Annotated in this window: 19 protein-coding genes; 6 read left to right on the forward strand and 13 right to left on the reverse strand. The window is 65.5% G+C overall.

Translation table 11 applies throughout. The features are described from left to right. Window positions 1-2: 2 nt before the first annotated feature. Window positions 3-914, reverse strand: coding sequence for a LysR family transcriptional regulator (locus tag AC0IYS_RS29450; RefSeq protein WP_471708496.1), 912 nt, complete (start codon window positions 912-914; stop codon window positions 3-5). A gap of 104 nt (window positions 915-1,018) precedes the next feature. Between AC0IYS_RS29450 and AC0IYS_RS29455 the strand changes: the two genes are divergently transcribed. Beyond that, window positions 1,019-2,227, forward strand: a complete 1,209-nt coding sequence (locus tag AC0IYS_RS29455) for an MFS transporter (protein WP_471708497.1) — start codon at window positions 1,019-1,021, stop codon at window positions 2,225-2,227. Window positions 2,228-2,239: 12 nt separating this feature from the next. Here AC0IYS_RS29455 and AC0IYS_RS29460 read toward each other — a convergent pair whose 3' ends face one another. Then, window positions 2,240-4,933: a TonB-dependent receptor plug domain-containing protein gene (locus AC0IYS_RS29460; protein ID WP_471708498.1), complete on the reverse strand. Its 2,694-nt coding sequence runs from the start codon at window positions 4,931-4,933 to the stop codon at window positions 2,240-2,242. Window positions 4,934-5,094: 161 nt separating this feature from the next. Here AC0IYS_RS29460 and AC0IYS_RS29465 point away from each other — a divergent pair, with 161 nt between their 5' ends. After that, window positions 5,095-5,826: a 4Fe-4S dicluster domain-containing protein gene (locus AC0IYS_RS29465; protein ID WP_471708500.1), complete on the forward strand. Its 732-nt coding sequence runs from the start codon at window positions 5,095-5,097 to the stop codon at window positions 5,824-5,826. A 1-nt stretch (window position 5,827) separates the two neighbouring features. Then, on the forward strand, window positions 5,828-8,461 hold the full coding sequence (locus AC0IYS_RS29470) for a molybdopterin-containing oxidoreductase family protein (RefSeq protein WP_471708501.1): 2,634 nt from the start codon (window positions 5,828-5,830) through the stop codon (window positions 8,459-8,461). Window positions 8,462-8,579: 118 nt separating this feature from the next. Here AC0IYS_RS29470 and AC0IYS_RS29475 read toward each other — a convergent pair whose 3' ends face one another. Together AC0IYS_RS29475 and hppD are read right to left on the reverse strand one after the other, a co-directional pair. Continuing rightward, on the reverse strand, window positions 8,580-12,155 hold the full coding sequence (locus AC0IYS_RS29475) for an indolepyruvate ferredoxin oxidoreductase family protein (protein WP_471708502.1): 3,576 nt from the start codon (window positions 12,153-12,155) through the stop codon (window positions 8,580-8,582). Between the two features lie 129 nt (window positions 12,156-12,284). Beyond that, window positions 12,285-13,403, reverse strand: coding sequence for a 4-hydroxyphenylpyruvate dioxygenase (gene hppD, locus AC0IYS_RS29480; protein WP_471708504.1), 1,119 nt, complete (start codon window positions 13,401-13,403; stop codon window positions 12,285-12,287). A gap of 125 nt (window positions 13,404-13,528) precedes the next feature. Here hppD and AC0IYS_RS29485 point away from each other — a divergent pair, with 125 nt between their 5' ends. From AC0IYS_RS29485 to AC0IYS_RS29495, 3 genes are all read left to right on the forward strand, one after another. Further along, on the forward strand, window positions 13,529-14,050 hold the full coding sequence (locus AC0IYS_RS29485; RefSeq protein WP_090325644.1) for an Lrp/AsnC family transcriptional regulator: 522 nt from the start codon (window positions 13,529-13,531) through the stop codon (window positions 14,048-14,050). A gap of 158 nt (window positions 14,051-14,208) precedes the next feature. Further along, window positions 14,209-14,664 (forward strand): DUF6932 family protein, encoded by a 456-nt coding sequence (locus AC0IYS_RS29490; protein WP_471708505.1) that lies wholly within the window; start codon window positions 14,209-14,211, stop codon window positions 14,662-14,664. Then, on the forward strand, window positions 14,661-14,900 hold the full coding sequence (locus AC0IYS_RS29495) for a hypothetical protein (protein ID WP_471708506.1): 240 nt from the start codon (window positions 14,661-14,663) through the stop codon (window positions 14,898-14,900). The genes AC0IYS_RS29490 and AC0IYS_RS29495 overlap by 4 nt, the downstream gene beginning before the upstream one ends. Here the strand turns inward: AC0IYS_RS29495 and dsbD are convergent. The 9 genes from dsbD to AC0IYS_RS29540 form a co-directional block, all read right to left on the reverse strand. Beyond that, window positions 14,897-16,771 (reverse strand): protein-disulfide reductase DsbD, encoded by a 1,875-nt coding sequence (gene dsbD, locus AC0IYS_RS29500; protein ID WP_471708507.1) that lies wholly within the window; start codon window positions 16,769-16,771, stop codon window positions 14,897-14,899. The genes AC0IYS_RS29495 and dsbD overlap by 4 nt on opposite strands. After that, window positions 16,768-17,673 (reverse strand): FAD:protein FMN transferase, encoded by a 906-nt coding sequence (locus AC0IYS_RS29505; protein ID WP_471708508.1) that lies wholly within the window; start codon window positions 17,671-17,673, stop codon window positions 16,768-16,770. Before AC0IYS_RS29505 ends, dsbD begins: the two co-directional genes overlap by 4 nt. Then, window positions 17,667-18,860, reverse strand: a complete 1,194-nt coding sequence (locus AC0IYS_RS29510; protein ID WP_471708509.1) for a DUF3570 domain-containing protein — start codon at window positions 18,858-18,860, stop codon at window positions 17,667-17,669. The genes AC0IYS_RS29505 and AC0IYS_RS29510 overlap by 7 nt, the downstream gene beginning before the upstream one ends. Window positions 18,861-18,873: 13 nt before the next feature. Beyond that, on the reverse strand, window positions 18,874-19,089 hold the full coding sequence (locus AC0IYS_RS29515) for a DUF4266 domain-containing protein (protein ID WP_471708510.1): 216 nt from the start codon (window positions 19,087-19,089) through the stop codon (window positions 18,874-18,876). Next, complete coding sequence (locus AC0IYS_RS29520; RefSeq protein WP_471708511.1) at window positions 19,086-19,580, reverse strand: TlpA family protein disulfide reductase; 495 nt, start codon at window positions 19,578-19,580, stop codon at window positions 19,086-19,088. The genes AC0IYS_RS29515 and AC0IYS_RS29520 overlap by 4 nt, the downstream gene beginning before the upstream one ends. A 12-nt stretch (window positions 19,581-19,592) precedes the next feature. Next, a complete protein-coding gene (locus tag AC0IYS_RS29525) occupies window positions 19,593-21,734 on the reverse strand; it encodes a choice-of-anchor D domain-containing protein (protein WP_471708512.1) in 2,142 nt (713 codons plus the stop codon). Window positions 21,735-21,777: 43 nt separating this feature from the next. Further along, entirely contained in the window at window positions 21,778-22,143 is a 366-nt protein-coding gene (gene mrtJ, locus AC0IYS_RS29530) for a JDVT-CTERM system glutamic-type intramembrane protease MrtJ (protein ID WP_471708513.1), read from the reverse strand. Window positions 22,144-22,265: 122 nt separating this feature from the next. Beyond that, entirely contained in the window at window positions 22,266-22,943 is a 678-nt protein-coding gene (locus AC0IYS_RS29535) for a GNAT family N-acetyltransferase (protein WP_471708514.1), read from the reverse strand. Between the two features lie 65 nt (window positions 22,944-23,008). Next, window positions 23,009-24,307, reverse strand: coding sequence for a multifunctional CCA addition/repair protein (locus tag AC0IYS_RS29540; RefSeq protein WP_471708955.1), 1,299 nt, complete (start codon window positions 24,305-24,307; stop codon window positions 23,009-23,011). Window positions 24,308-24,311 lie beyond the last annotated feature (4 nt).

Here is a 24,311-nt window from a genome sequence, read left to right on the forward strand (position 1 = left end):
ATTCAGGCTTGCAGGTCGGCATCGTCGCGGAACAGGCCGGCCAGCCAGGCGGCGAACACGTTCAGGCGCGGCGACGCCATGCGGCCCTGTGGATACAGCAGCGAAATCGGCATCGGCGTCGGCGGCATGGCGTGCAGCACCTCGACCAGCGCGCCGCTGGCCAGGTGATGGCGCACCTGGTAGCGCGCCGCCTGGATCAGGCCCATGTCCTGCAGCGCGCAGATGATGTAGGCGTCCGGATCGTTGACCGCGATGGCGCCGCGCACGGCCACCGTCACCACGCGGCCGTCGGCGACGAAATCCCAGTCGAACGGACGGCCGGTGCGGCCGGAAAAATGCGTCACGCCGCGATGCGCGTGCAGGTCCTCCAGCGTGCGCGGCACGCCGTGGGCGGCCAGGTAGCCCGGCGAGGCGCAGGTCAGGAAGCCCATGCTGCCCAGGCGCCGGCCGATCATCGATGAATCCTGCAGGTCGCCCACGCGCAGCGAGCAGTCCAGCCCTTCGCGCGTCAAATCCTTCACCTGTTCGCTCAGGGACACGACCAGATCGATCTCCGGATAGTCGCGGCAAAAGGCGCCGATGTGCGGCATGACCAGGTTGCGGCCGACCGCGCCGGGCAGCTCGACCCGCAACCGGCCTTTGGGCGTGGCGGCGCGCTGGCCGCGGAAAGTGCCCTCGGCGTCGTCCACCGCCTGCAGGATATCGAGGCATTTCCTGAAGTAGTCGGCGCCGTCGGGCGTCAGCGACAGGCGGCGCGTGGTCCGCTGCAGCAGCTGGGTGCCCAGAAACGCCTCCAGCTTCTTGATCGTCGCCGTCAACGCGGCGCGCGGCAGGTCCAGCGTTTCGGCCGCCTTGGTGTAGCTATTGGCCTCGACGATGCGCACAAACACCTGCATGGCCTTCAAACGATCCATGATTGTTCATATAAAGTGAAAAGTATGGGAGCATTATGCCCTAATTATCTTCATCGCGGTTTCGCCTACACTGGGCTCATCGAAATTCCATTCCTGGAGCCATCATGAACAAACCTTCGGAAACCGACATCAGCCCCGGCATGGTGCTGTTGCTGGCCGCCGCGACGGGCCTGATCGTCGCCAACCTGTATTACGCGCAAACGCTGGTCGGCCCGATCAGCGCCGCCACCGGACTGTCGGCGCAGGCGGCGGGCCTGATCGTCACGTTGACGCAGATCGGCTACACCATCGGCCTGCTGTTCGTCGTCCCGCTGGGCGACCTGCTGGAAAACCGCCGCCTGATCGTCAGCGGCCTGCTGTTCACATCGGCGATGCTGGTGCTGGCCGCGTTCAGCACCAGCGCCTGGATGTTCTTGACGGCGGCGCTGGGCATCGGCCTCGGCTCGGTGGCGGCGCAGATCATCGTGCCGTTCGCCGCGCACCTGTCGAAGGAATCGACGCGCGGCCATACCGTGGGCAAGGTGGTCAGCGGCCTGCTGTTGGGGATCATGCTGGCGCGCCCGGTCGCCAGCCTGGTGGCCGACGCCAGCAACTGGCACGTCGTCTTCGGCGGCGCCGCGATCATCGTGCTGGCCGTGGCGCTGGTGCTGCGCGCCAAACTGCCGCTGCGGGTGCCGGCGTCGAACATCACCTACCCGGCGCTGATGGCGTCCCTGTGGCACCTGTTCCTGCGCACGCCGCTGCTGCGCCGCCGCGCCGCCTACCACGCCGGCCTGTTTGGATCGTTCAGTTTATTCTGGACCGTCACGCCGCTGATGCTGGCCGGTCCGCAGTTCCACCTGTCGCAGACCGGCATCGCCATCTTCGCGCTGGTCGGCATGGCCGGCGCGGTGGCCTCGCCGATCGCCGGGCGCCTGGCCGATGCGGGCCACACCCTGATGGCGACGGCCGCCGCGCTGGCGCTGGGCGTGGTCGGCTTCGCCCTGCCGATGATCGCGCCGGAATCGCGCAACGTCGGCCTGGCGATACTGGTGATCGCCTCGATCGTGCTCGATATGGGCGTGGCGGCCAACCTGGTGCTCGGCCAGCGCGCCATCTTCACCCTGGGCGCGGAGGTGCGCAGCCGCTTGAACGGGGTGTATTTCGCGCTGTTCTTCGCCGGCGGCGCGCTCGGTTCGGCGCTGGGCGGCTGGATGTTCGCCACGCACGGCTGGCATGCGGCGCTGCTGACCGGCATGGCCTTCCCGGCCCTGGCGCTGGCGTATTGGGTGACGGAATATGCGGGGCATGGCGGATTGGCGCGCAGCGCGTAATCCGCCAATGCGTCAGGAACCGAAATGGTAGTTCAGTTCCACCCAGCCTTGACGTCCGACCGGGCTGTAGCTCCCGACCGGGTAATACGGCCAACCGCCGCTGGTGTCGCTCTTGACCTTGTTGAACAGGTTGTTGACCGCCACGGAGATCGTGGTGCTCGGATTCAAACGATACACCACGCTCGCATTGACCAACGTCGTCGGCGTCAGATACGCCTCGCCGGCGCCGTTGGGCACTTTGCTGTAGCGCTGCACGAACAGCGTGTTCGACCACTTCTCCAGATTCCACGTCACACTCGCATTGAGCTTGTCGCGCCAATCGGGATTGGTCAGGTCCTTGAGGTCGTCGTTCAACGGATCGCCCGAGAACTGGCGCGACTTCTTGTCCAGCGTCTTCGAATAATTCAGCTTCGAGACGAACAGGCCCCAGCCGGCCGTGCGCAGCACATGCTTGACGCTGACATCGATGCCGTTCACGCTGGTGGACGCGGCGTTGATCGGATTGACCGTGATCTGGCGGATCTCGCCCGGCTTGTTAAGCGCGGTGAGCGGGTTGCGTTCGATGCGGGCGATGGCGTCGGCGCACGTCGGCGAGGTCAGGTCGCCGGCCATGCGGCAATCCGATTCGTCGCGCAGCAGCTTGTCGGCGCTCAGGTTGGTCACCAGATCGTCGATCTTGATGTTCCAGTAGTCGAGCGAGACGTCGAAGTCGGCGCTCGGCGACCACACCAGGCCGAGGCCCGTCGAACGGCCACGCTCCGCGCGCAGGTCCTTGCTGCCGTTCTGCACATAGTCCGATCCCGGCGAGACGTTGGCGAACTCGCAATCGGCCACCGGCTGGCCGGCCTTCGCGCAGCGGTAGTAGTCGGTGGTGGAAGAATAATAGCCGGTGCCGCGCGCCTTGAAGATGTAGTTCATGTCCGGCGCCCGGAAGCTGGTCGCGTAGTTACCGCGCACCAGCAGCTGCTTGACGGGACGCCATTCCAGGCCGCCGTTGTAGGTGGCCTTGCCCTGATCGCGGCCGGCGTAGCTGTAATGGTCGTAGCGGCCGGCCAGCGTGGCCGACAACTGCTGCAGCAGCGGCACGTTGGCCTCCACGCCCAGCGCGTAACGCTTGCGGGTGCCGGCGGTGACGTCGGCCGGCGGCGCCAGGTTGAAGTAGCCCTGGTTGATGCGTTCATCGGGACGGTTCGAGAACCCCTGCTTGCCCACCTCCGCCACCGTCGCCAGCCTGACCGGACCGGCCGGCAGCGCGAACGCCTCGCCGTTGGCGGACAAGCTGAGGGTATTGGTCCACGACTTGTCGTCGCTGTGGGTGAAGCCGGTGATGCTGTCGAACTCCGTCGGCGTCAAACGGCGCGTCAGGCGCGACTGGTCGGGCGCGAAGATCGCCACGCCGTCGGCGTCCACGCCCAGTTGCGGGCCAAGGAAGAAGCTGTCGATATTGGCCAGCGCGCGCGGCGCCTTGGCCTGGCTCTTGTAGAGCGACGCCGTGTAGGCTGCTTCGTACTGCCAGCTGCCGGCGAGCTGCCCCTTGGCGCCGAACGACAGCGAACTGGCCTGGTCGTCCCAGGTGCGGTTGTAGCGATCGACGCCGCCCATCTCCTCGGGCGAGATGTATTTGTTCCACGCTTCGTAGTTGCCGGTGTTCTGGTTGACGAAATAAGCGTCGGTGAGCGAGCGCGAGGTCCACGACGGGCCGCGCGTGTTGTTCGCGCTGCGATTCTGGCCGTATAACCCCTCGATGAACAGGGTGGTGGACGGCGACAGCTCGTAGTTGGCGCTGCCGAACACATTCTGGCTGCTGTTTTTGGTCTGCGTGGTCCAGTAGGTGGGACCGACGTTCGGGCTGGCGCAGTAGCTGCCGGTCCTGGCGGTGTATTTGACGGCGCTGCCGTTGAAGACGTCGCCCAGGCCCGCGCAGGCGTCGCCCAGATCGACATAGCGCCCGCTGGTGACATTGCGCCGGCCCAGGATCGAGGTCGGCGCCACGCCGGTGCGGGTGCTCATGAAATCGCGGTCGCGGCTCCACAGCGGATCGCGCTCCAGCAATTCGATGCTGAACAGGGTATTGAGTTTGTTGAAAGCGTGGCCGCCGGTGACCTGCAGGCGCTTGTCGCCGCCCCCGCCGCGCGAAGTACCGCCGGCTTTCAGGTTGATATCGTAACCTTCCGCTTGTTTTTTCAGGATGATATTGACCACCCCCGCGATCGCGTCCGAGCCGTAGACGGCCGACGCGCCGCCGCTGAGGATCTCGATGCGCTCGACCACGCTCGAGGGGATGTTGGCCAGGTTGGTGAAGTTGACCGTGCCTTCATAAGCGATCGGGAAGTCGGCCATGCGACGGCCGTTGAGCAGCACCAGCGTGTGGTTCGGCCCCAGGCCGCGCAGGCTGATGGTGTTGGCCGACGGCGTGAAGGTGTTGCCGTAGTCGGCGCCCTGCGTGAAGCCGCTGTTCTGCGCCTGGTTGTTCAAGGCGTCGAAGACGTTGCGGTAGCCCTGCTTGGTGATGTCCTCGCCGGTGATGACGGTGACGGCGGAAGGCCCCTCGAGCGTGGCGCGCGGAATGCGCGAGCCGGTGACGACAACTGCGGGCGGGTTCAGGGTTTCCGAGCCCGCCACCTGCGCGCTCGACGAGCCGGCAGCGCCGCACAGCAGCGCGATAGCGCCTGCCGCCAGCGGATTCAATTTAAATTGTGTTTGCACTGAAGTGGTCCGATGAAAGATGGGGATGCCATCCTATCAACCACAGGACCAGAAATGAACGAACGAATCCGCGCAAGCTTATGCATTATTTTGGTGCATGGTCCGGAAGCGCCGCTCCGCTGCTCTACAATCGCAGTTCGCGCATCTCACCGGGGACATTCATGACCACAACCGCCAGCGCCGGCCCCAAATGGGGCATGGCCATCGATCTCGAACGCTGCATCGGCTGCCACGCCTGTTCGGTCGCCTGCAAAGTCGAGAACTCCGTCTCGCTCGGCCACTTCCGCACCAAGGTGTACTACTACGATTTCGCCGCGCTCAATCCGTACAACCAGCAGCCGACGACCAAGCGCGCCTTCCTGCCGACGCTGTGCATGCAGTGCGAGGACGCGCCCTGCCTGGACGCCTGTCCCACCGATGCGATCACGCGTGGCGCCGACGGCATCGTGCGCATCGACGACGCGGTCTGCGACCGCAGCCGCGATTGCATCAAGGCCTGTCCCTACGGCGCTATCCACATCGACCCGGTGGCAGAAGTGGCCGACAAATGCGATTTCTGCTCGCACCGGCTGGACGCCGACATGGAGCCGGCCTGCGTGGAGGTCTGCCCCGCCGAGGTCTTCGCCTTCGGCGACTTGAACGACCCGGCCAGCAAGGTCAGTCTGTTCCATGCCAAACACCGCGCGCAGACGGCGCCCCTCAAGCCGGAGGAAAAAACCCGTCCGCTGGTGCAGTACCGGGGTCTGGGCGGCGTGGTGCCGCGCGCGATGGAGCGCAAGATCCCCAAGGGCCGCAGCCACGACCCGTTCTCGTACGAGGTCGAGACCTGGGACCAGCTCAAGTCCGAGTTCCCGCCGGCCGCGCCGCGCGCCAACAAACCGCGGGGAGGCTGACATGGACCGTCGTGGATTCATCAAAAACGGCATCGGCTCGATGGCCACCCTGGGTTTGGGCGAGACCATCCTGCTCACGCCGAACGCCGCCGGCGCCATGAACTACCGGCCGGCCGCCGACGGCCGCCAGCGCAAGGTCAAAAACGATTACCGCAGCGCCAAGCGCGTCACCAGCGTGTGCCTGAACTGTTCGACGGTATGCGGCATCGAGGCCTTCGTCCAGGACGACAAGGTGATCAAAATTCGCGGCAATCCGCTCGACCCGAACATGGGCAGCTACATGACCTGCGCCAAGGGCCAGTCCGGACCGACGATCAACGACTATCCGGAGCGCCTGCTCTACCCGCTAAAACGGGTGGGCGCGCGCGGCGAGGGCAAATGGCAGCGCATCAGCTGGGAGCAGGCCTACACGGAAGTGGCCGAACGGATCAAGGCCAGCATCGCCAGCGGCCACCCTGAGCGGGTCGCGCTGCACCAGGGCCGCTCGCGCATCGACGCCGAGATCAACCGCTTCCTGAGCGCGATCGGCACGCCGGTGCAGTTGAACCACCGCGCGCTGTGCTCCTCCAACAAGCGCGCCGCCAATTACGTCTCGCTCGGCGAGACCGACTGGGAATCGATCGACGCCGAGCGCTGCAAATACTTCCTCAACTTCGGCGCCAACTTCTACGAGGCGCACCAGGGCGGCCTGCACCTGGTCAGCCGCGTGGTCAAGGCGCGCTTCGACCACGGCGCAAAACTGGTCACCTTCGACGTGCGCCTGTCCAATACCGCCGGCCGCAGCGACGAATGGCACCAGCCCTTCCCCGGCACCGAGGGCGCCGTCGCGCTGGCGATGGCGCACGTGATCATCCGCGAAAACGAAATCGACCACGACTTCGTCGCCAAATTCGTCCAGCCGGGGTTGGAGACGATGCGGGCCTGGCTGGCCACCTGCACGCCGGCATGGGCGGCCAAGCTGTCCGGCATCGCCGCGCGCGACATCGAACGCCTGGCGCTGGAGTTCGCGCGCCTGCGGCCGGCCGTCGCCGCCTTCACCAACCGTGGCACCGGCGCCCACTACAACGGCTTCAATGCCGAACGCGCGGTGGTGATGCTCAACGCGCTGGTCGGATCGATCGCCAAGCCGGGCGGCTATTGCTACGGGCTCGATGAAAAGCTGTCCGCCAGCCGCTACCCGCAACCGCAACCCGTTCCGCCGAGCCCGAAAATCCGCACCGACCTGGAAGATCCGCCCGAATGGCCGCTGGCGAACCGCTGGCAGAAGATGAAGGTCGGCCAGATCGTCTACGACTACCTGCGCCAGGGCCGCGCAAAGCTGGACGTCTACATCAGCTACACGCTGGGATCGCCGATGACCTGGCCCGAGGGCCGCAGCACCACGGTCGAAGTGCTGCTGGACGAAAAACTGATTCCGTTACACGCCTGCTCGGACGTGGTCTATTCCGAGATGGCGCACTACGCGGACCTGATCCTGCCCGACGCCACCTACCTGGAACGCTGGGGCATGGACATACGCAACAACCTCGAGCTGACCCACTACGTCGCGCTGCGCCAGCCGCTGACACCACCGCCGGGCGAGGCGCGCAGCTTCGCCGACGTGCTGTTCGACATCGGCCGCCGGCTCGCGCCCGAACAGGCCAAGTATTTCCAGTTCGGCAGCCACGAGGACTTCGTGCGCGCGCAGTGCGCCAAGCTGCCGACGACGGGGCCGGACGGCCGGCAATTCAAGGATGGCTTCGAATATATGAAGCATTACGGCGTGTTTGTCGACCGTTCGCAGCCCAAGCCTTACCAGGTCTATCAAAAGCCGCTGAACGACAAGCAGCTGGAGGGCAGCCGCACCGATGCCGGCACCGGCGTGATCTACCGGGCCAACGATAAAGGCAAGGAGGTCGCCGTGGGCGTGCGGGTGGGCGACGCGGCGGTGCGTGGCTTCACCACGCCGTCGCGCAAGTTCGAGGTGCACGCGCCGGAGATCACGCAGGTGGCCAAGACGCTGGGCATCGCCGATGACGGGCTGCCGACCTTCGCGCAGATCCCTTCGCACCGCAACCTGCCGGCGGACCGCTTCATCCTGACCACGTTCAAGTGGAACGTGCACACGCAGGCGCGCACCGCGTCGCAAAAATACCTGACGGAGATCGTGCACGACAATCCGATGTGGATCAACGCCGGCGTGGCCAAAAAGATGGGGCTCAAGAGCGGCGACATGGTGGAGCTGACCACTTACCGGCCGAGTTCAGGGCCGGCGGACAAGGCCGAGCAGCAGGCCTATCGCGGCACCGGGGAGAAGATCGGCTCGGCGCGGATGCGGGTGTTCGTCACGCGCGGCATGCACCCGCGCGTGGTGGCGGTGTCGAATTCGGTGGGCTGGATCAGCGGCGGGCGGGCCAGCGAGGGACGCAGCGGACGCCGGGTCGAGGTGGCCGCGCGCGGCATCGCGCCCGACGCCGCCAAGGGCTTCGGGCCGGCGCCGGCGCTGGACGATCTGAATGCGGGGGTATGGTGGGACGAAAAGAACGGTGGCAAGGGCAATGGCGTCAACATCAACGCGCTGCTGCCAATCAACCCGCAGCCGCTGGTGGGCATGCAGGCGTGGTTCGATACCGTATGCTCGCTGCGTAAGGTATAGCTGAATGACATGTGATCCGCCAATGCATGCGCCGTCGAGACGCATGCATGGCGGATTACGCTTCGCTAATCCGCCCTACGTGTTTTAGACGTGTTTCGGACGTGTTTCAGATGACGTGTCAGGCAGCGTGCGTATGGCTATCGACCGGCACCGGCGCGACCGGCTTGCCGAAAGCGGCCAACAGCGTCGCCTCCTTCTGCTTGGCCGATTTCAGGTGCCGCTCCTTCACATGCCCGTAGCCGCGAATATCCTCGGGGATGCTGGCGATGGCCACCGCCTGCGCCAGGTTCTCCGCCGTCAGCTTGGGCAGCAACGAGGCCACCGTCTGACGATACTCGCCGATCAACGCGCGCTCCATTTTGCGCTCGGCCGTGTAGCCGAAGACGTCCAGCGCCGTGCCGCGCAAGCCCTTGAACTTGGCCAGCACACCAAACGCCTTCATCATCCACGGGCCGAATTCCTGCTTGATCAAGCGTCCCTGCGCATCATGCTTGGCCATCAGCGGCGGCGCCAGGTGGAACTTGAGCTTGATGTCGCCCTCGAACATGCCGGCGATCTTCTGCTGGAACGCGCCGTCGGTGTACAGGCGCGCGACTTCATACTCGTCCTTGTACGCCATTAGCTTGTAGTAGTAGCGCGCCACGGCCTCGCTCAGGCGGGTCGACTTGCCCAGCTTGGCCTCCTCGGCGCGCACCTGCTCGACGAACGCCTTGTACTGCTGCGCATAGTCGGCGTTCTGGTACGCGGTCAGCAGTTCGACGCGGCGGTTGACGATATCGTCGAGCGTCTGGATGCGTTTGAACTCTATCACCTTCGCCGGCGTGGTCAGTTTGGTGACCGAACCCAGATCATGCGCGGCGGTGCGGCCCCAGTGGAAGGCGGCCTTGTTGAAGTTGACCGAGATCGCGTTCAATTCGATCGCCTTGATGATGGACGCTTCGCTCAGCGGCACATGGCCCTTCTGGAACGCATAGCCCAGCATGAACATGTTGGTGGCGATCGAATCGCCCATCAACGCGGTGGCGATCTGGCCGGCGTCGACGAAGTCCACATGGTCGTTGCCGCAGGCGCGCACGATCTCGCTGCGCGAGCCGGCGTCCGGGAACTGCCAGTCCGGATTCTTGACGAAAGCGGCGGTCGACGAGCCGGTCGAATTGATCATCGCATGGGTGCGGCCCTCGCCCATGCGCGACAGGGCGTCGCGGCTGGCGGTGACGATCAAATCGCAGCCGATCACCAGATCGGCGCTGCCGGTGCCGACGCGGGTCGAGTGCAAATCGGCCTGGTTGTCGGCCAGGCGCACGTGCGACATGACCGGGCCGCCCTTTTGCGCCAGTCCGCTCATGTCCAGCACGATGGCGCCCTTGCCTTCGACGTGCGCCGCCACGGCCAGGATCTGGCCGACGGTGACCACGCCCGTTCCGCCGATACCGGTGATCAGGATGCCGTACGGCGTGTCCGTCGACGGCAATGCCGGCATCGGCAAGACGGCAGCGGGCGCGTCGCCCGTCGCCGCTTTTTTAGGCTTTTTCAGCGCCCCGCCTTCGACCGTCACGAAACTCGGACAGAAGCCGGTGGTGCACGAGAAGTCCTTGTTGCACGACGACTGGTTGATCTGGCGCTTGCGGCCCAGTTCCGTCTCCAGCGGTTCGACCGACAGGCAGTTCGATTGCACCGAACAGTCGCCGCAGCCTTCGCACACGGCTTCGTTGATGACGGCGCGCTTGGCCGGATCCGGATACTCGTTGCGCTTCCGGCGGCGGCGCTTCTCGGAGGCGCAGGTCTGGTCGTAGATCATCGCCGACACGCCAGGCTTGTCGCGCAGTTCGCGCTGCACGTCCATCAACTCGCTGCGGTGGCGTACGGTGACGCCTTCCGCCCATTTGTAATCGGACGGGTATTTTTCCGGCTCGTCGGTGACGACGATGATCGGCGTCACGCCTTCGGCCGCGATCTGGCGCGAGATCATGCCCGGATCGAGCGGTCCGTCGAACTGCTGGCCGCCGGTCATGGCGACGGCGTCGTTGAACAGGATCTTGTAGGTGATGTTGACCTTGGCCGACACCGCCGCGCGGATCGCCAGGATCCCGGAGTGGAAGTAGGTGCCGTCGCCCAGGTTGGTGAAGACGTGCTTCTCGTTGGTGAACGGCGCCTGGCCGACCCAGGTCACGCCTTCCGCGCCCATATGGGTGAAGGTCGACGTTTCGCGGTCCATCCACAGCACCATGTAGTGGCAGCCGATGCCGGCCAGCGCGCGCGAGCCTTCCGGCACCTTGGTCGACGAGTTGTGCGGGCAGCCGGAGCAGAAGTACGGCGTGCGGTCGGTGTCCGGATTGGCCTTGGTCGGCAGCGTCTTGAGTGCCAGCTCCTTGGCTTCGAGGAAGGCGACGCGCTGTTTGACGCGCTCCGCCACCGGATGGCCGTCGCAGTAGTGGGCGATGCGCGAGGCGATGGCGCGCGCGATCTGCGCCGGGTTCAGTTCATAGGTGGCCGGCAGCAGCCAGTCGCCGTGGCCCGTCTTGCCCTTGTTGCTCCATTCGCCGGTGTCGTCGAACTTGCCGACCACGCGCGGACGCTGGCCGTCCGGCAGGTTGTACAGTTCCTCCTTGAGCGCGTACTCGAGGATCTGGCGCTTCTCTTCCACCACCAGGATCTCGTCGAGGCCCTTGGCGAATTCGTGCACGCCGTCCGCCTCCAGCGGCCAGGTCATGCCGATCTTATACAGGCGGATGCCGATGTCGGCGGCGGCCTGCTCGTCGATGCCCAGGTCGGCCAGCGCCTGGCGCGTGTCCAGGTAGGATTTGCCGGCGGTGATGATGCCGATCTTCGGCTTCGGGCTGTCCCAGATGATTTTATTGAGCTTGTTGGCGCGCGCGTAGGCCAGCGCGGCGTACCACTTGTAGCTGTTCATCCGCACTTCCATATCGAGCACGGTGTCGGGCCAGCGGATATTCAGGCCGCCGGCCGGTAGTTCGAAGTCGGTCGGTAGCTGGATCTGCACGCGGTCCGGATCGAAGTCCACCACGGCGCCGGACTCGATGATGTCGGTCACGCACTTCATCGACACCCACAGGCCGGTATAGCGACTCATGGCCCAGGCGTGCAGGCCGTAGTCGATGTACTCCTGCACCGACGACGGATACAACACCGGAATGCCGCAGGCGTTGAGGATGTGGTCAGACTGGTGGGCGGTGGACGACGATTTGGCCGCGTGGTCGTCGCCGGCCAGTACCAGCACGCCGCCGTGCTTCGCCGAGCCGGCGTTGTTGGCGTGCTTGAAGACGTCGCCGCAGCGGTCGACGCCGGGGCCTTTGCCATACCACATGGAGAAGACGCCGTCGTATTTGGCGTCCTTGAAAAGATTGGTCTGCTGCGTGCCCCACACCGCCGTGGCGGCCAGGTCTTCGTTCATCCCGGGATGGAATTTGACATGGTGGGCATCGAGGTACTTCTTGGCCTTCATCGCCGTCATGTCGACGCTGGTGACGGGCGAACCGCGATAGCCGGTGATGTAGCCAGCGGTGTTGAGGCCCGCCTTGAGATCGCGTTCGCGCTGCATCATCGGCAGGCGGATCAGCGCCTGGGTGCCGGTCATGAAGGCGCGGCCGCGCTCCAGCGTCCATTTGTCGTCGAGCGAAATGTCGTCCGAGGGGGTGCCCGGGTCCAGCAGCGTACCCTTGTGAGGTGCGTTCATTAATGTCTCCAATATTCTCTGAAATACTGAACGCGGCAGGACCGGATAGGCCCTGCCGCGCGATTGCCGGTGCTCCGTTCTATGCGGTGCTACCGGCGGTTTTTCCTGCGATTTCTACTACTATAAGCCTTATGCGGGCGCTTTAGCCGGATCTTGCAGCACGCCGCGCTTGATCTGATCCAATTCGATCGATTCGAACAACGCCCGGAAGTTGCCCTCGCCGAAGCCCTGGTCGCCCTTGCGCTGGATGATCTCGAAGAAGATCGGGCCGATCACGTTCTGCGTGAAGATCTGCAGCAGCAGTTCACGCTCGTTCTCGTTGCTATGGCCATCGATCAGGATGCGCAGGCGGCGCAGGTCTTCCAGGCGCTCGCCGTGGCCCGGAAGGCGGCGGTTGACCAGCTCATAGTAAGTCTCGATGGTGTCCTGGAAGGCGATACCGGTCGTCTTCATCTTCTCGATCGAGGTATAGATGTCGTCGGTGCCCAGCGCGATGTGCTGGATGCCCTCGCCGTGGTACTCGTCGAGGTACTCGGCGATCTGCGATTTATCGTCCGACGATTCGTTGATCGGAATCCGCACCTTGCCGCACGGGGAAGTCATCGCTTTCGACTTCAAGCCGGTCAGCTTGCCCTCGATGTCGAAGTAGCGCACCTCGCGGAAGTTGAACATCTTCTCGTAGAAGTCCGCCCATTCCTTCATGCGGCCGCGATGGACGTTGTTGGTCAGGTGGTCGATATAGGTCAGGCCATTGCCGACCGGGTTGGCGTCCGCGCCGGGGATGGCGACGAAGTCGACGTCGTAGATGCTGATGTCGCCGATCGATCCCTGCTCGCCGTTGTTTTTACCGCGCCAGCGGTCGACCAGATAGATCAGCGAGTCGCCCACGCCCTTGATGGCGGGGATGTTCAGCTCCATCGGGCCGGTCTTGTTGTCGAAGCCCCAGGCGCCGAGGTCCAGCGCGCGCTTGTAGGCGGCCGCCGCGTCCTGCACGCGGATCGCGATCGCACACACGGACGGGCCGTGGTGGCGCGCAAAGCGTTGGGCGAACGAATCCTGTTCGGCGTTGATGATGAAGTTGATGCCGCCCTGCCGGTACAGCGTCACGTCCTTGTGACGGTGGCGGGCGATGGCGGTGAAGCCCATGCGCTCGAACAGCGCGCCGAGCGCTTTCGGGTCGGGGGCGGCGTATTCGACAAACTCGAAACCATCGGTTCCCATCGGGTTGTCCCAAGGCTGGAATTGCATGCGTGTCTCCTCGTTAGAATAGCGCCAGTATAGTCCCGCACACCGGGCATTAAATTGCAAACAATTCGCACCCACGGCCATTTTGAGCAATAATATTGCCTCAACACTGAATTATCGAGGGATTTATGACCAAAATTGCGCTGGATAAAACCGACCGTAAGATTCTGTCCATCTTGCAGGCCGACGGCCGGCTGTCGAACCAGGACGTGGCCGAGCTGGTCGCGCTGTCGCCGTCGCCGTGCCTGCGCCGCATCAAGCGGCTGGAGGAGGCGGGCGTGATCCGCCAGTACGTGGCGCTGCTGGACCCGGACAAAATTGGCCTGGGGTTGCTGGCATACGTGAATGTACGGCTGGAGAAGCACAGCGACGCGGCCGCGCACAGCAACGCGCGCGCGCTGGGCGCGCAAAACGCGCCGGCCTCGCCGCGCGCCGACTTCGCGGTGTCGGTCGAGCAGTGGCCGGAGGTGGTGGCCTGCTACGCGATGACGGGGGAGATGGATTACCTGCTGCGCGTTCACGTCGAAGACATGGACCACTTCTCGCGCTTCATGATGGCGACGTTGCTGCGCCATCCGGCGGTGCTGGACGTGAAATCGAGCTTCGCCCTGCAGCGCATCAAAGACACGACGGCCCTGCCGCTCGTATAGTCTTAACAGCGGCAATAAAAGTGAATATATCCGGACAGACATGGATATATTCAGCCCGCCCGATCCTTCATGCCATCGGGCGGCACGATGACCCAAACAATCCGTGCGCTCGGCACGCTGTAATCCAGCAACGAGAACACGCGCGGACGGTCATCGCAATGAAAAAAGCAGACTTCCCTCCACTTTGGCCACCGGGCATTCACCCCGTGACACTGGCCGAACTACAAGCCGTCGCCGTCACGCCTTTCTTGGCGGATGCGCGCCGGGCGATAATATTTGCTTCGTTCAAACAGTGGATTCAAAAACTTCAATCTTTTGAAGTCCACGCTATACTTTGGATTGACGGCTCGTTTTTAACGGCCAAAATTGGCCCGGATGATATTGATTGCATCATGTGGAATCCAAGCGCTGGGACTGATCTGACGAATGATCAAAAGTTGGAAGTTCGGGCCTTGACCGACCGCGCCAAGGTTAGCAGACGCTTCCATGTAGACTTATATATGGAAGCGCCAAGTGCCAATGAATCATTACATCGGCAGGCATATTTTAAAGGTTTGTTTGGTTTCCAGCACGACGGCAAGACGCCGAAGGGATTTGTCGAGTTGAGAATATGAACATCGAATTTCTCAGGAACCATGCTCGCGCGCTTAGCGAATTTGCGGCGGCGACGACCGCACGCGCCGCACTGAATCCCGATGATTTCTGGTTGGAGATCGCCGCGAAGAACCAACAACAGGCCGCCCGCGACGCAATGCAGGCGCTTGCCGCCGCGTGCGCCCAGGAAGCCGGTGAAATAGACAAGCAAGAACCGTTCAAGCGTCAGCTTGTCGACATCGAAAAGCTCGATTAACTCGCGAAGTGACGGTTCAAATGCTGCAGGAACGGCTCGGCCGCCATGAAGCCGATCACGCGGCTGTTCGGAATCTCCTTGCCGCCGTTGAAGAAGATCAGGCCCGGTGGACCGAACAGGCCGAAACGCTTCATCAGCGCCTTGTCGTCGGCGTTGTTGGCGGTGACGTCGACCTGCAGCAGCATCACCTCCTTCATCTTGCCGCTGACGGCCGGCTTGGAGAAGGTGAACCGCTCCATCTCCTTGCAGGCCACGCACCAGTCGGCGTAGAAGTCCAGCATCACCGGCTTGGTGCTGGTGGCCAGGATCTGATCCAGTTCGGCTACCGTCTTGATGCGCGTGAAATGGGCCTCGCCGCCTGCCGCTGCGCCGCCAGCGGCGCCACCTTCGGCGCGGGCGATGGTCAAGTGGCCCAGCGGCTGCAGCACGTCGCGGCCGGCGCTGGCGGCGCCGGTCAACTCGAACAGTCCGACCAGCAGGAAGGCGAGGCCCAAGGTCTTGCCGACATAGGCGCCCAAGCCCGCACCCTTCGGAATGCCATCGAACACGTGCAGGAACATGGCGCACAGCAGCGCGAACACGCCCCACATGATCATCATCGTGGTCACCGAGAACACCGGCGTGACCATCCAGATGGCGACCGCGATCAGCAGCAGGCCGAAGACCTTCTTGACGCCGTTCATCCACGCACCGGCGCGCGGCAGCAGGCTGCCGGCCGACAGGCCAGTCAACAGCAGCGGCACGCTCATGCCGACCGCCATCGAGAACAGCGCCCAGCCACCGGTCCAGACGTTGCGCGTCTGGCTGATGTAGAGCAGCGCGCCGGCCAGCGGACCGGCCACGCACGGACCGACGATCAACGCCGACAACGCGCCCATGATGAACACGCCTGCGAATTTGCCGCCGCCCATATTGCCGCTGGTGGAACTCAGGCGGCTTTGCAGGCTGCTTGGCAGCTGCAACTGATAGACGTCGAACATCGACAGCGACAGCGTGAACAGCAAGGCGCCAAACGTCAGCAGCACCCACGGTTTTTGCAGCGCGGCGGCCAGGCCTTCACCGGCCAGGCCGGCGCCGACGCCGAGCGACGTGTAGACCAGCGCCATGCCAAGGCTGTACGCCAGCGCCAGCATGAAGCCGCGGCCACGCGAGACATTGCCTTCGCCGACGATGATCGACGACAGGATCGGCACCATCGGCAGCACGCACGGCGTGAACGACAACAGCAGGCCGAAGACCAGGAAGGCCAGGCCGATGCGCCATGCGCTACCGCTTTGCAGCGTGCGCTGGGCCAGCGAGCTGTCATCTTCCGGCGCGGCGGCCGAGGGGGCAGCCGAAGCGGATGCCGCAGTGGATGCCGGGGCTGCGGGAGCGGCGGCTTTCGTCGCGTCCAGGGCGGCTGGATCGATCGCCGTCAGCTTGCCGGGCTTCCTCGGGTCGACACGGTAGCTCTGCTCCGCCGGCGAATAACACAAGCCGGCGTCCGCGCAGCCCTGGTAGCCGACCAGCAGCGTGTACGGCTCCTTGGCCGCCACCGGGAGATCGACCACCAGCGTGTCCTGGTAGGTCTCCATCTCCTTGTTGAAATTGGTGTCGAACTTGCGTATGCCGTTCGGCAGCACCGGCGCCGTCACCTGCGCGCCGTCGGCGGCGTTGAAGCTCAGACGATCGCGGTACAAGTGGTAATCCTTGGCGATCTTCCACGTCAGCCGTACGGTCTTGGCGTCCAGCGCCTCGGCGCTCAGTTTGAAAGCCTGGTCAGGCTCGAGAAAATCGCCGGCCCGCACCTGGCTGCCCGCAAACAGCGCGATGAGCGCCACCAGCATCGTCGCCAGCATCTGCAAACGCACCATCCATTTTTGTCGTTTCATGAGATATCCCTATACAACATCTGCCCCTGATCATCGATGGTCAGATAACCCATGTCAGAGGCGTTCAGAAAATTGAGTCCGCCCTGCTGTTTCAGCATGGCGATCGTCGAACAACTACCTGCCGCTATCGCCATCGGCGCCATCACGCTCACCGAGCGCCAGTGCCGCACCGGCATGCCGGTGCGCGGATCGAGGATGTGGCAGTAACGCTGCCCATCCAGTTCAAAATAACGTTCGTAGTCGCCGCTGGTGGCCAGCGCGCCCTGGCTGATCGGAATACTGGCGACCACCGCGTCGGGATCGCGCGGGTCCTGTATGCCGATGCTCCAGGGGCGCCCGTCCAGGCGGGGGCCGATGAAGCGCATGTCGCCGCCCAGGTTCACATACCCGTGCCGCACGCCGGCCTCCATCAACAAGGCCGCCGCGCGGTCGGCCGCGTACTCCTTGCCGAAGCCGCCGAAGTCGATCTCCATGCCGGCTTCGCGAAGATGGACCGCCTCGCCCTCGCAGGCCACCTTGTCCCAGCCGACCAGCGCCAGCAACGGTTCCAGCACCTCCGGCTTCGGCACGCTCGGCCGGCGGAAATCCCAGGCCTTGCGCAGCACGCCGGAAGTGATGTCGAACAGCCCTTCGCTGGCGCCGTACAGCGCGGCGGCGTAGGACATCAGCGCCATGGTCTCCTTGTCGCAGACCACCGGCCCCCTGTCCGCCCCAGCGCCGGCGTTAATCCGCGAGACGATGCTCTCGGGCCGGTAGCGCGAGTACTTCTCTTCTATCCTCCGCACCTCCGCCACGGCCTGCCGCGACAGCAGTTCGGCCGTGTGGGCGTCGGGCGCGGCCAGCCGGATCTCGCAACGGCTGGCCATCGCGTCGAACGCGGTGCGGTGGATCGCGTCTACCATTGCCGGTTGACCGCGATCTGGAAGGTCTGCGCGCGCAACGGCTCGAGCCCCGGGCTGCCGGAGTGGAACGCGCGCCAGCTGCCGCGCTGCTGGTAGGCCGAGGCCTTGACGTCCACCGACCACAGCTTGTCGATCTGCTTGCTGACCTTGAGCCCCACGGTCACCGCGCCAAAGCCGGACAGGCGCTGGTCGGCCGACGACAGGCCCGGATTGGCGGCGTTGAAGCCCGGCGGGAACGGCGTACCGAACACCGGATCGTAGACCGGGTCGTAGTAGAAGTCCGCCGCGCTCTGCGTGTAGAGGCGCACTTCCGGCGTCACCGTCCAGCCCTGCGACAGCGGCTGCACATATTCCTGCGACAGCGTATGCCCGCGCACGCCGAAGCTGTCGCGGTAGTAGCGGTAGGAGCTGCGGCTGATGCCACCGGTCGATTCGATATGGTGGTTCCAGCGCAGCAGCACCGTGTTCTCGTTGCGGCTGCGCGGGCGGTTGTCGAAGGCCTTGTACGGATCGGAGAAGAAGCCACGGCCACGGTCGTGCGCCAACGTCAGTTGCACCACGTCGTTCTTGGTCAGCACCTGGGTCACGCCGACCAGCAGGTTGGTGGTGTTCTTCTTCGCGCCGACGACGGCGCCGCCGGTGGAATTGATCTCGTCGTTGGAACGGCCGAAGCCCGCCGACCACGTGGTGTTGCGGTCTTCGCTCTCGAAGGTGCCCTGCAGCGACAGCGCGCGCGACACGTAGTCATGCTCGGTCGAATAGCTGGCGCCGACCGACACGCTGCCGCGATCGAGGTAGCGCTTGAGCGAGACGTCGCCGGCCTTGCGGTCGTCGTTCATGCGCGAGGCGCCGGAGACGGCCGTGTGGTAGCGCGGCGAGGCGCCCGACACGTCGTCGGTCACGGCCGAGGCGCTGATGCTCCAGACGCCGGCCACCGGCGCCATGATGGATACCGACGGCGCGTGCACGCGGATGCGGTCCATGTCGGACTGGCTTTCGCGATAGTCAAGGTAGCCGATGCTGATCACGCCATTGGTCGGCGGCGCCTCGGCGTGGGCCTGCACGCCCGGCAGCATCAGCGCCGCCGCCAGGATCGAACCGGCCAGCGACGTTGCCGGGGATGGCGCCGAAGATGAGGACATCGACGGCTGGCCGTCGTCATGCATGGTGATGTTTTTGCTCGTCATAAGGGATTCCATGTCAGTTGCAACCGCAGCCGCCACCACCGACACCGGCGCCGCCCGACGAGGACTCGCGGCTGGTGTAGATATGGTCGTCGTAACGGCTGAACAAACCGCCGTCGTTAAAGGTCATCTCGGGCTTGGCCAGCGTGCCTTTTTCCCACGGCTGGACATTGCCGAACGAGGCGCAGCCGGACAGGCTGGCAGCCAGCGCCAGAACGATCAGGGTTTTCATTTAACGGCTCCCAGTGCGGATTGAATCTTCGCTTCCAGCTCGGCGCGGTCGGCGTCGCGGAAGCCCGAATGCTCCAGCAGGACCTTGCCGTCAGGCCCGATCAACACGCTGCTCGGCATGCCCTTGATGCCGTACTGGCGCGGCGTCGCGCCCTTCGGATCGAAGGCGATGGTGAACTTGGCCGGCGTCGCCGCCAGGAAGGTCTTGGCGTCCTCGCTTTTGGCGTCGACGTTGACGCCGATGATCTGCAGGCCGCGCGGGCCGTACTTGGCCTGCATCTCGTTCATCCACGGGAAGGACTGGCGGCACGGGCCGCACCACGAGGCCCAAAAGTCGACGTACACCACCTTGCCGGTCAATTTCGCCAGCTGGACGGGGCCGTCCATGCCCTGCAGGTCGAACTGCGGCGCGGGTGCGCCCTTCTCCAGCGCGAACGCGGACGATGCGCCCAGCGCGGCGGCCAGCAAGATCGATATGGCTTTGATTTTCATAAGGGCTCCAGGTTAGTTTTGATCGTTACGACGGCGGCGCCACACGATCACGCCCAGCGACAGCATGACCAGCAATGCCAGCATCGGATCGTTGACGCTCTGCGAGGCCGAGCAGCCGCCGCCACCGCGGTTTTGCGGCGTGGCGTTGGACGGGGCGGCATTGGCCTGGCCGTTCAACGCGATGGTCCAGCTGCTGCCGGCCACATTCGACTGGATCACGACATTGCCGCTGTTGCCGCCGGCGTTGACCGGCGTGTAACGCACCACCAGGTCGCAGGTGGCGCCGGGTTGCAGCGTGAACGGGAAGGCGGCGCAGCCGGTGCTGTCGGCGACGGCGGCGAACGGGCCGCTGAAGGCGGCGCTGGCCAGCGTCAGTGGCGCCGAACCGCTGTTGGTCAGCGCGAAGCGGCGGGTCGGTGCGGCGGCGCCGATGGCGACGGCGCCGAAGTCGAAGCTTTGCGGGCTCAGTCCCAGCGAAGGGGCGCTGACCGCGACCGCCACGCCGTTGCCGCTCAGTGGCAAGGTGAACTGGGCGCCGGCGTCGGTCACCAATTGCAGGTTCGCGCTGCGGGCGCCTGCCGCCGTCGGGCGGAAGGCGGTGGTGATGGTGCAGCTGGCGCCGGCGCTGACGGCGCCATTGGCCGCGCAGGTGCCGCCGGTGACGAAGTCGCCCGGCTGGGCGCCGCCCAGGGTCAGGGTCGAGATGCGCACCGCCGCGCTGCCGGCGTTGTTCAAGGTCGTGGTGTGCACGGCCGCGCTGGCGCCGACTTGCGTGTCGGCGAAGGCGATCGGACCGGTCTCGGACAGCACCGGGACGCCGACCGATTGCGTGGTGCCGCTGCCGGTGATGGCCACCTGCGCCGCCGCCGCGTTGGAGGTCACGCCCAGGGTCGAGGTCACCGCGCCGTCGGCGGTCGGTGCGAAGCGCACCGGCACCGAGCAGCTGGCGCCGACGGCCAGCGTGGCGCCGCAGTCGCCGCCGGCGATGGTGAAGGTGCTCGATCCGGTCAGCGCGATGCGCGTGAAGGCGACGGCGACGTTGCCGGTATTGGCCAGCACCACCGACTGCGATGTGGCCGGGGAGCTGATCGTGCGCAGGCCGAAGGCCAGCGCGGACGGCGTGGCGGTCAGCGCCGGGGCGGCGGCCGAGGCGGTGCCGGACAGGCCCACGGTGGCGTTGCCGTTGGCGGCGTTGGAGGCCAGCGTCAGGCTGGCGGCGAAGGCGCCGGCGGCCGTTGGCGTGGCCTGTACCGTGACGGCGCAGCTGGCGCCGGCCGCCAATGGCGTGGCCACCGCGCAGTTGCCGCCCAGCGTGAAGATGTTGGCGTTGGCGCCACTCAGGGCGATGGCGCTGAACGTCAGCGGCGCTTGGCCGCTGTTGGTGACGTTGATGGTGGAGACGGCCGACGCGGCGCCCGTCAGTTGCGGGCCGAAGTTGACGCTTGGCGCCGACAAGGCGATGGTCGCCTGCGGCGTGGCGTTGCCGGTGCCGCTCAGGGCCACGGTGCTGCTGCCGCCGGTGGCGTCGTGGGTGATGGTCAGGGTGGCGGCGCGCGCGCCGGCCACGGTCGGACGGAAGCTGACCTGCACGGTGCAGTTGGCGCCCGCCGCGATGGCCGCGCCGTTGGCGCAGCTGCCGCCGGCCAGGCTGTAGTCGCCGGCCGCCGCGCCGCCCAGGGAGATGTTGCCGATATTGAGCGCGGCGTTGCCGGTGCTGCTCAGGGTGGTGCTCAACGGCGCGCTGGTCTGGCCGATGCTGGTGCCGCTGAAGGCCAGGCTGGCCGGCGCCAGCGAGGCGGCCGGCGACGCCGTCACGTTGGGATTGCCGATGTAGGCGGCGATGTCCGCCAGTTCGGCGGCGCTGAAGCGGCCGGCGAACTGGCCCATGCCGCCACCAGCGTTGCGGGCGATGGCGGCGGCGATGACGGACGGCTGATTGGCGGCGCGCTGGATGTTACTGACGTTGTTGGCCGGTGAGGGGCCATGACAAGCGACGCAGGTGCCGCCGCCGCCGACAGGACCGCTCTGGTACAGGGTGCGGCCGTTCAAGGCGTTTTGCGCGTGCGCCGATTGCGAAGCCAGTCCCAATAGCAGCGCCGCTGCCGCCGCCGCCGCCCGGTATTGCAGCCGGAATTCCCACGTTAAACCTGTCATGCCACTCTCCTGAAGTTGATCTTGAAGTCGATCTAAAATAGATCTATGAACCGCAGACAGAGATAGCAAAGGCGTTGAAAGCGCTGTGCACCAGCGCGCACCACAACCAGTTGCGCGTGCGCTGATAGAGCAGCGCCAGCGCCAGCCCCGGTAGCAGCACCGCGACGGCGGCCTGCCAGCCGGAGCCTAGGTGCAGCAGCCCGAAAGCGGCCGTCGACACCAGCACGGGCCAAGTCCACCCAGGGCACTGGCGCAGCCCCGGCGGCGAGCGCCGTATCAGCCACTCCTGCAGGCCGGCGCGGATCACGCACTCCTCCAGCAGCGGCGAAAGCACCAGCAGCCGCAGGCAAACACCCAGGTCGGGCGCCCGCAACTGGGCGCCGCACAAGGCGTCCGCCGCCCAGGGCATGGGCAGAAGTGAGGAAATCAGCGGCACGTTGGGAAGCCTGGTTACCGGTTTGCGTATCTTGTCTGACCGTTCATTCCAGGCCAGCCGGTAAGGGTTCTAACTATAGTGGGAGAAAATGCGATTTATTTTCGGCCGGTCAGGCGACCGAGCCATTTGGTGGCGAAGCGCTTGTTCGCCTTGAGGGTGTAGTCCAGCGTGGCGAATTGCTCGTCCAACGCTTCCTGCAGCACGCTGGCCGGATTGGCCGGTGGCAGTTTGAGGTAGGCGTCCGCCTCGCCGTAGTCGCGATGGATCTCCATGCCGGCTTTTTTCGCGATGTGCATCATCGTCTTGTTCGACGACAGGCAGTGCATATATAAGGTGTCGACGTCGTTGTTGCGGCAGTGGATGGCGGCGCGCTCGAACAGCTTGGAGCCGACGCCCGTGCCGCGCGCGCTCTTGCTGACCGAGACGCCGAATTCGGCCACCCGCTCCTTCTCGGTGACGGCGCTCTTCGACTCGTCGCGCGGCGCGAAGGCCAGGTGGCCGACGGCCACCAGCTTGAACAGGCGGTTGTACACGCCAAACACCATGTCGCGTGAAAAATCGATGTTGTTGACGTACTTCTCCACCTGCTCGTCGGGCAGCATGGTGCCGAAGCGCAGCAGCCGGTCGCTGCTTTCCAGTTCAAGGAAGTGCTTGACCATGCGCCGGCGGTCGCGCTCCTGCAGCTCCTTGACGAGCACCGTCGGACGGTGTTTGCCGTCTTTGTGCTTGCCCCAGCGGCGCAGCGGATTTTGGAACAGATCGATGGAGTTCATAGTGGCGAAAGTGACATCATGCGGCGGCATGGTGCAGCGCACCATCGACCCCATTGTACTCCTGTTTATGCGGGGCCGCCGTCCGGGGCGGCCGGCGGCAGCGGCATGCCGGCGTCGTCCTCGCCATCGATGTCGGCCGCCCGCAGCGCCACTTTCACGGCCGTCACCCGCGCGCGGTGCACGAATTCGGGTATCCGCTGCGGGTTGGCCGCGCTGGCCTGGGCGATCTCGCCGGCGTTGACGCCGCGCGCGGCCGCCATCGCCGCCTCCAGGTGCGCCAACTGCGGGAACGGCGCGTCGAGATAGCTGGCGGTGGGGCCTACGCGGCCGCGCGAATCGCACTCGGTGGCCAGCAGCATCTGCGAAAAGCGCGCCGGCTTGCGGAAGGCGTCGCAACGCTCCAGCAGCTTGACGATGGTGTTGGGTCGCAGCTGCAAAGCGCGTCCCACGTTGCCATGTTCGCGCGCGGTCATCACGGCCAGGTCGCGGCATTCGGTCGGCACCTTGAGGCGTTTGCACACCTGCTCGACCAGTTTGACGCCCAGCTCCTCGTGGCCGTGGTGCGCCGGCCACGTGGCCGACGGCGTCACGCCCTTGCCCAAGTCGTGCATCAGGCAGGCGAAGCGCGTCGGCAGCTCCAGCTTCGCCCGCGCGGCGCAATCGATCACCTGCAGGATATGGACGCCGGTGTCGATCTCCGGATGCCACTTCTCCGGCTGCGGCACGCCCCACAGCGCGTCGAGCTCCGGCAGGATGCGCGCCAGCGCGCCGCAATCGCGCAGCACCTCCAGCATGCGCGACGGCTTGTCTTCCATCAGCCCGCGCGACAGTTCCTGCCACACGCGCTCCGGCACCAGCGCGTCGACCTCGCCCTGCTCCGTCATCTGCCGCATCAGCGCATTGGTTTCCGGCGCCACGCGGAAGTCGCTGTAGCGGGCGGCGAAGCGGGCCACGCGCAGGATGCGCACCGGGTCCTCGGCAAAGGCGTCGGAGACGTGGCGGAACACGCGCTGCTCGATATCGCGGCGGCCGCCGAAGGGATCGGTCAGCGTGCCGTCGTCGGCGCGGGCGATGGCGTTGACGGTCAGGTCGCGCCGGATCAAATCCTCCTCCAGCGTGACGTCGGGGGAAGTATGGAACACGAAGCCCTTGTAGCCGGGCGCGGTCTTGCGCTCGGTGCGGGCCAGCGCGTACTCCTCCTGCGTCGTCGGATGCAGGAACACCGGGAAGTCCTTGCCGACCGGGCGGAAGCCCTGCGCCAGCATATCGTCCGGCGTGGCGCCGACCACCACGTGGTCGTGGTCCTTGACCGGCAGGCCAAGCAGCGCGTCGCGCACGGCGCCGCCGACGACATAAATCCGCATCATC

The sequence above is a fragment of the Duganella sp. AC237 genome, assembly GCF_979254035.1.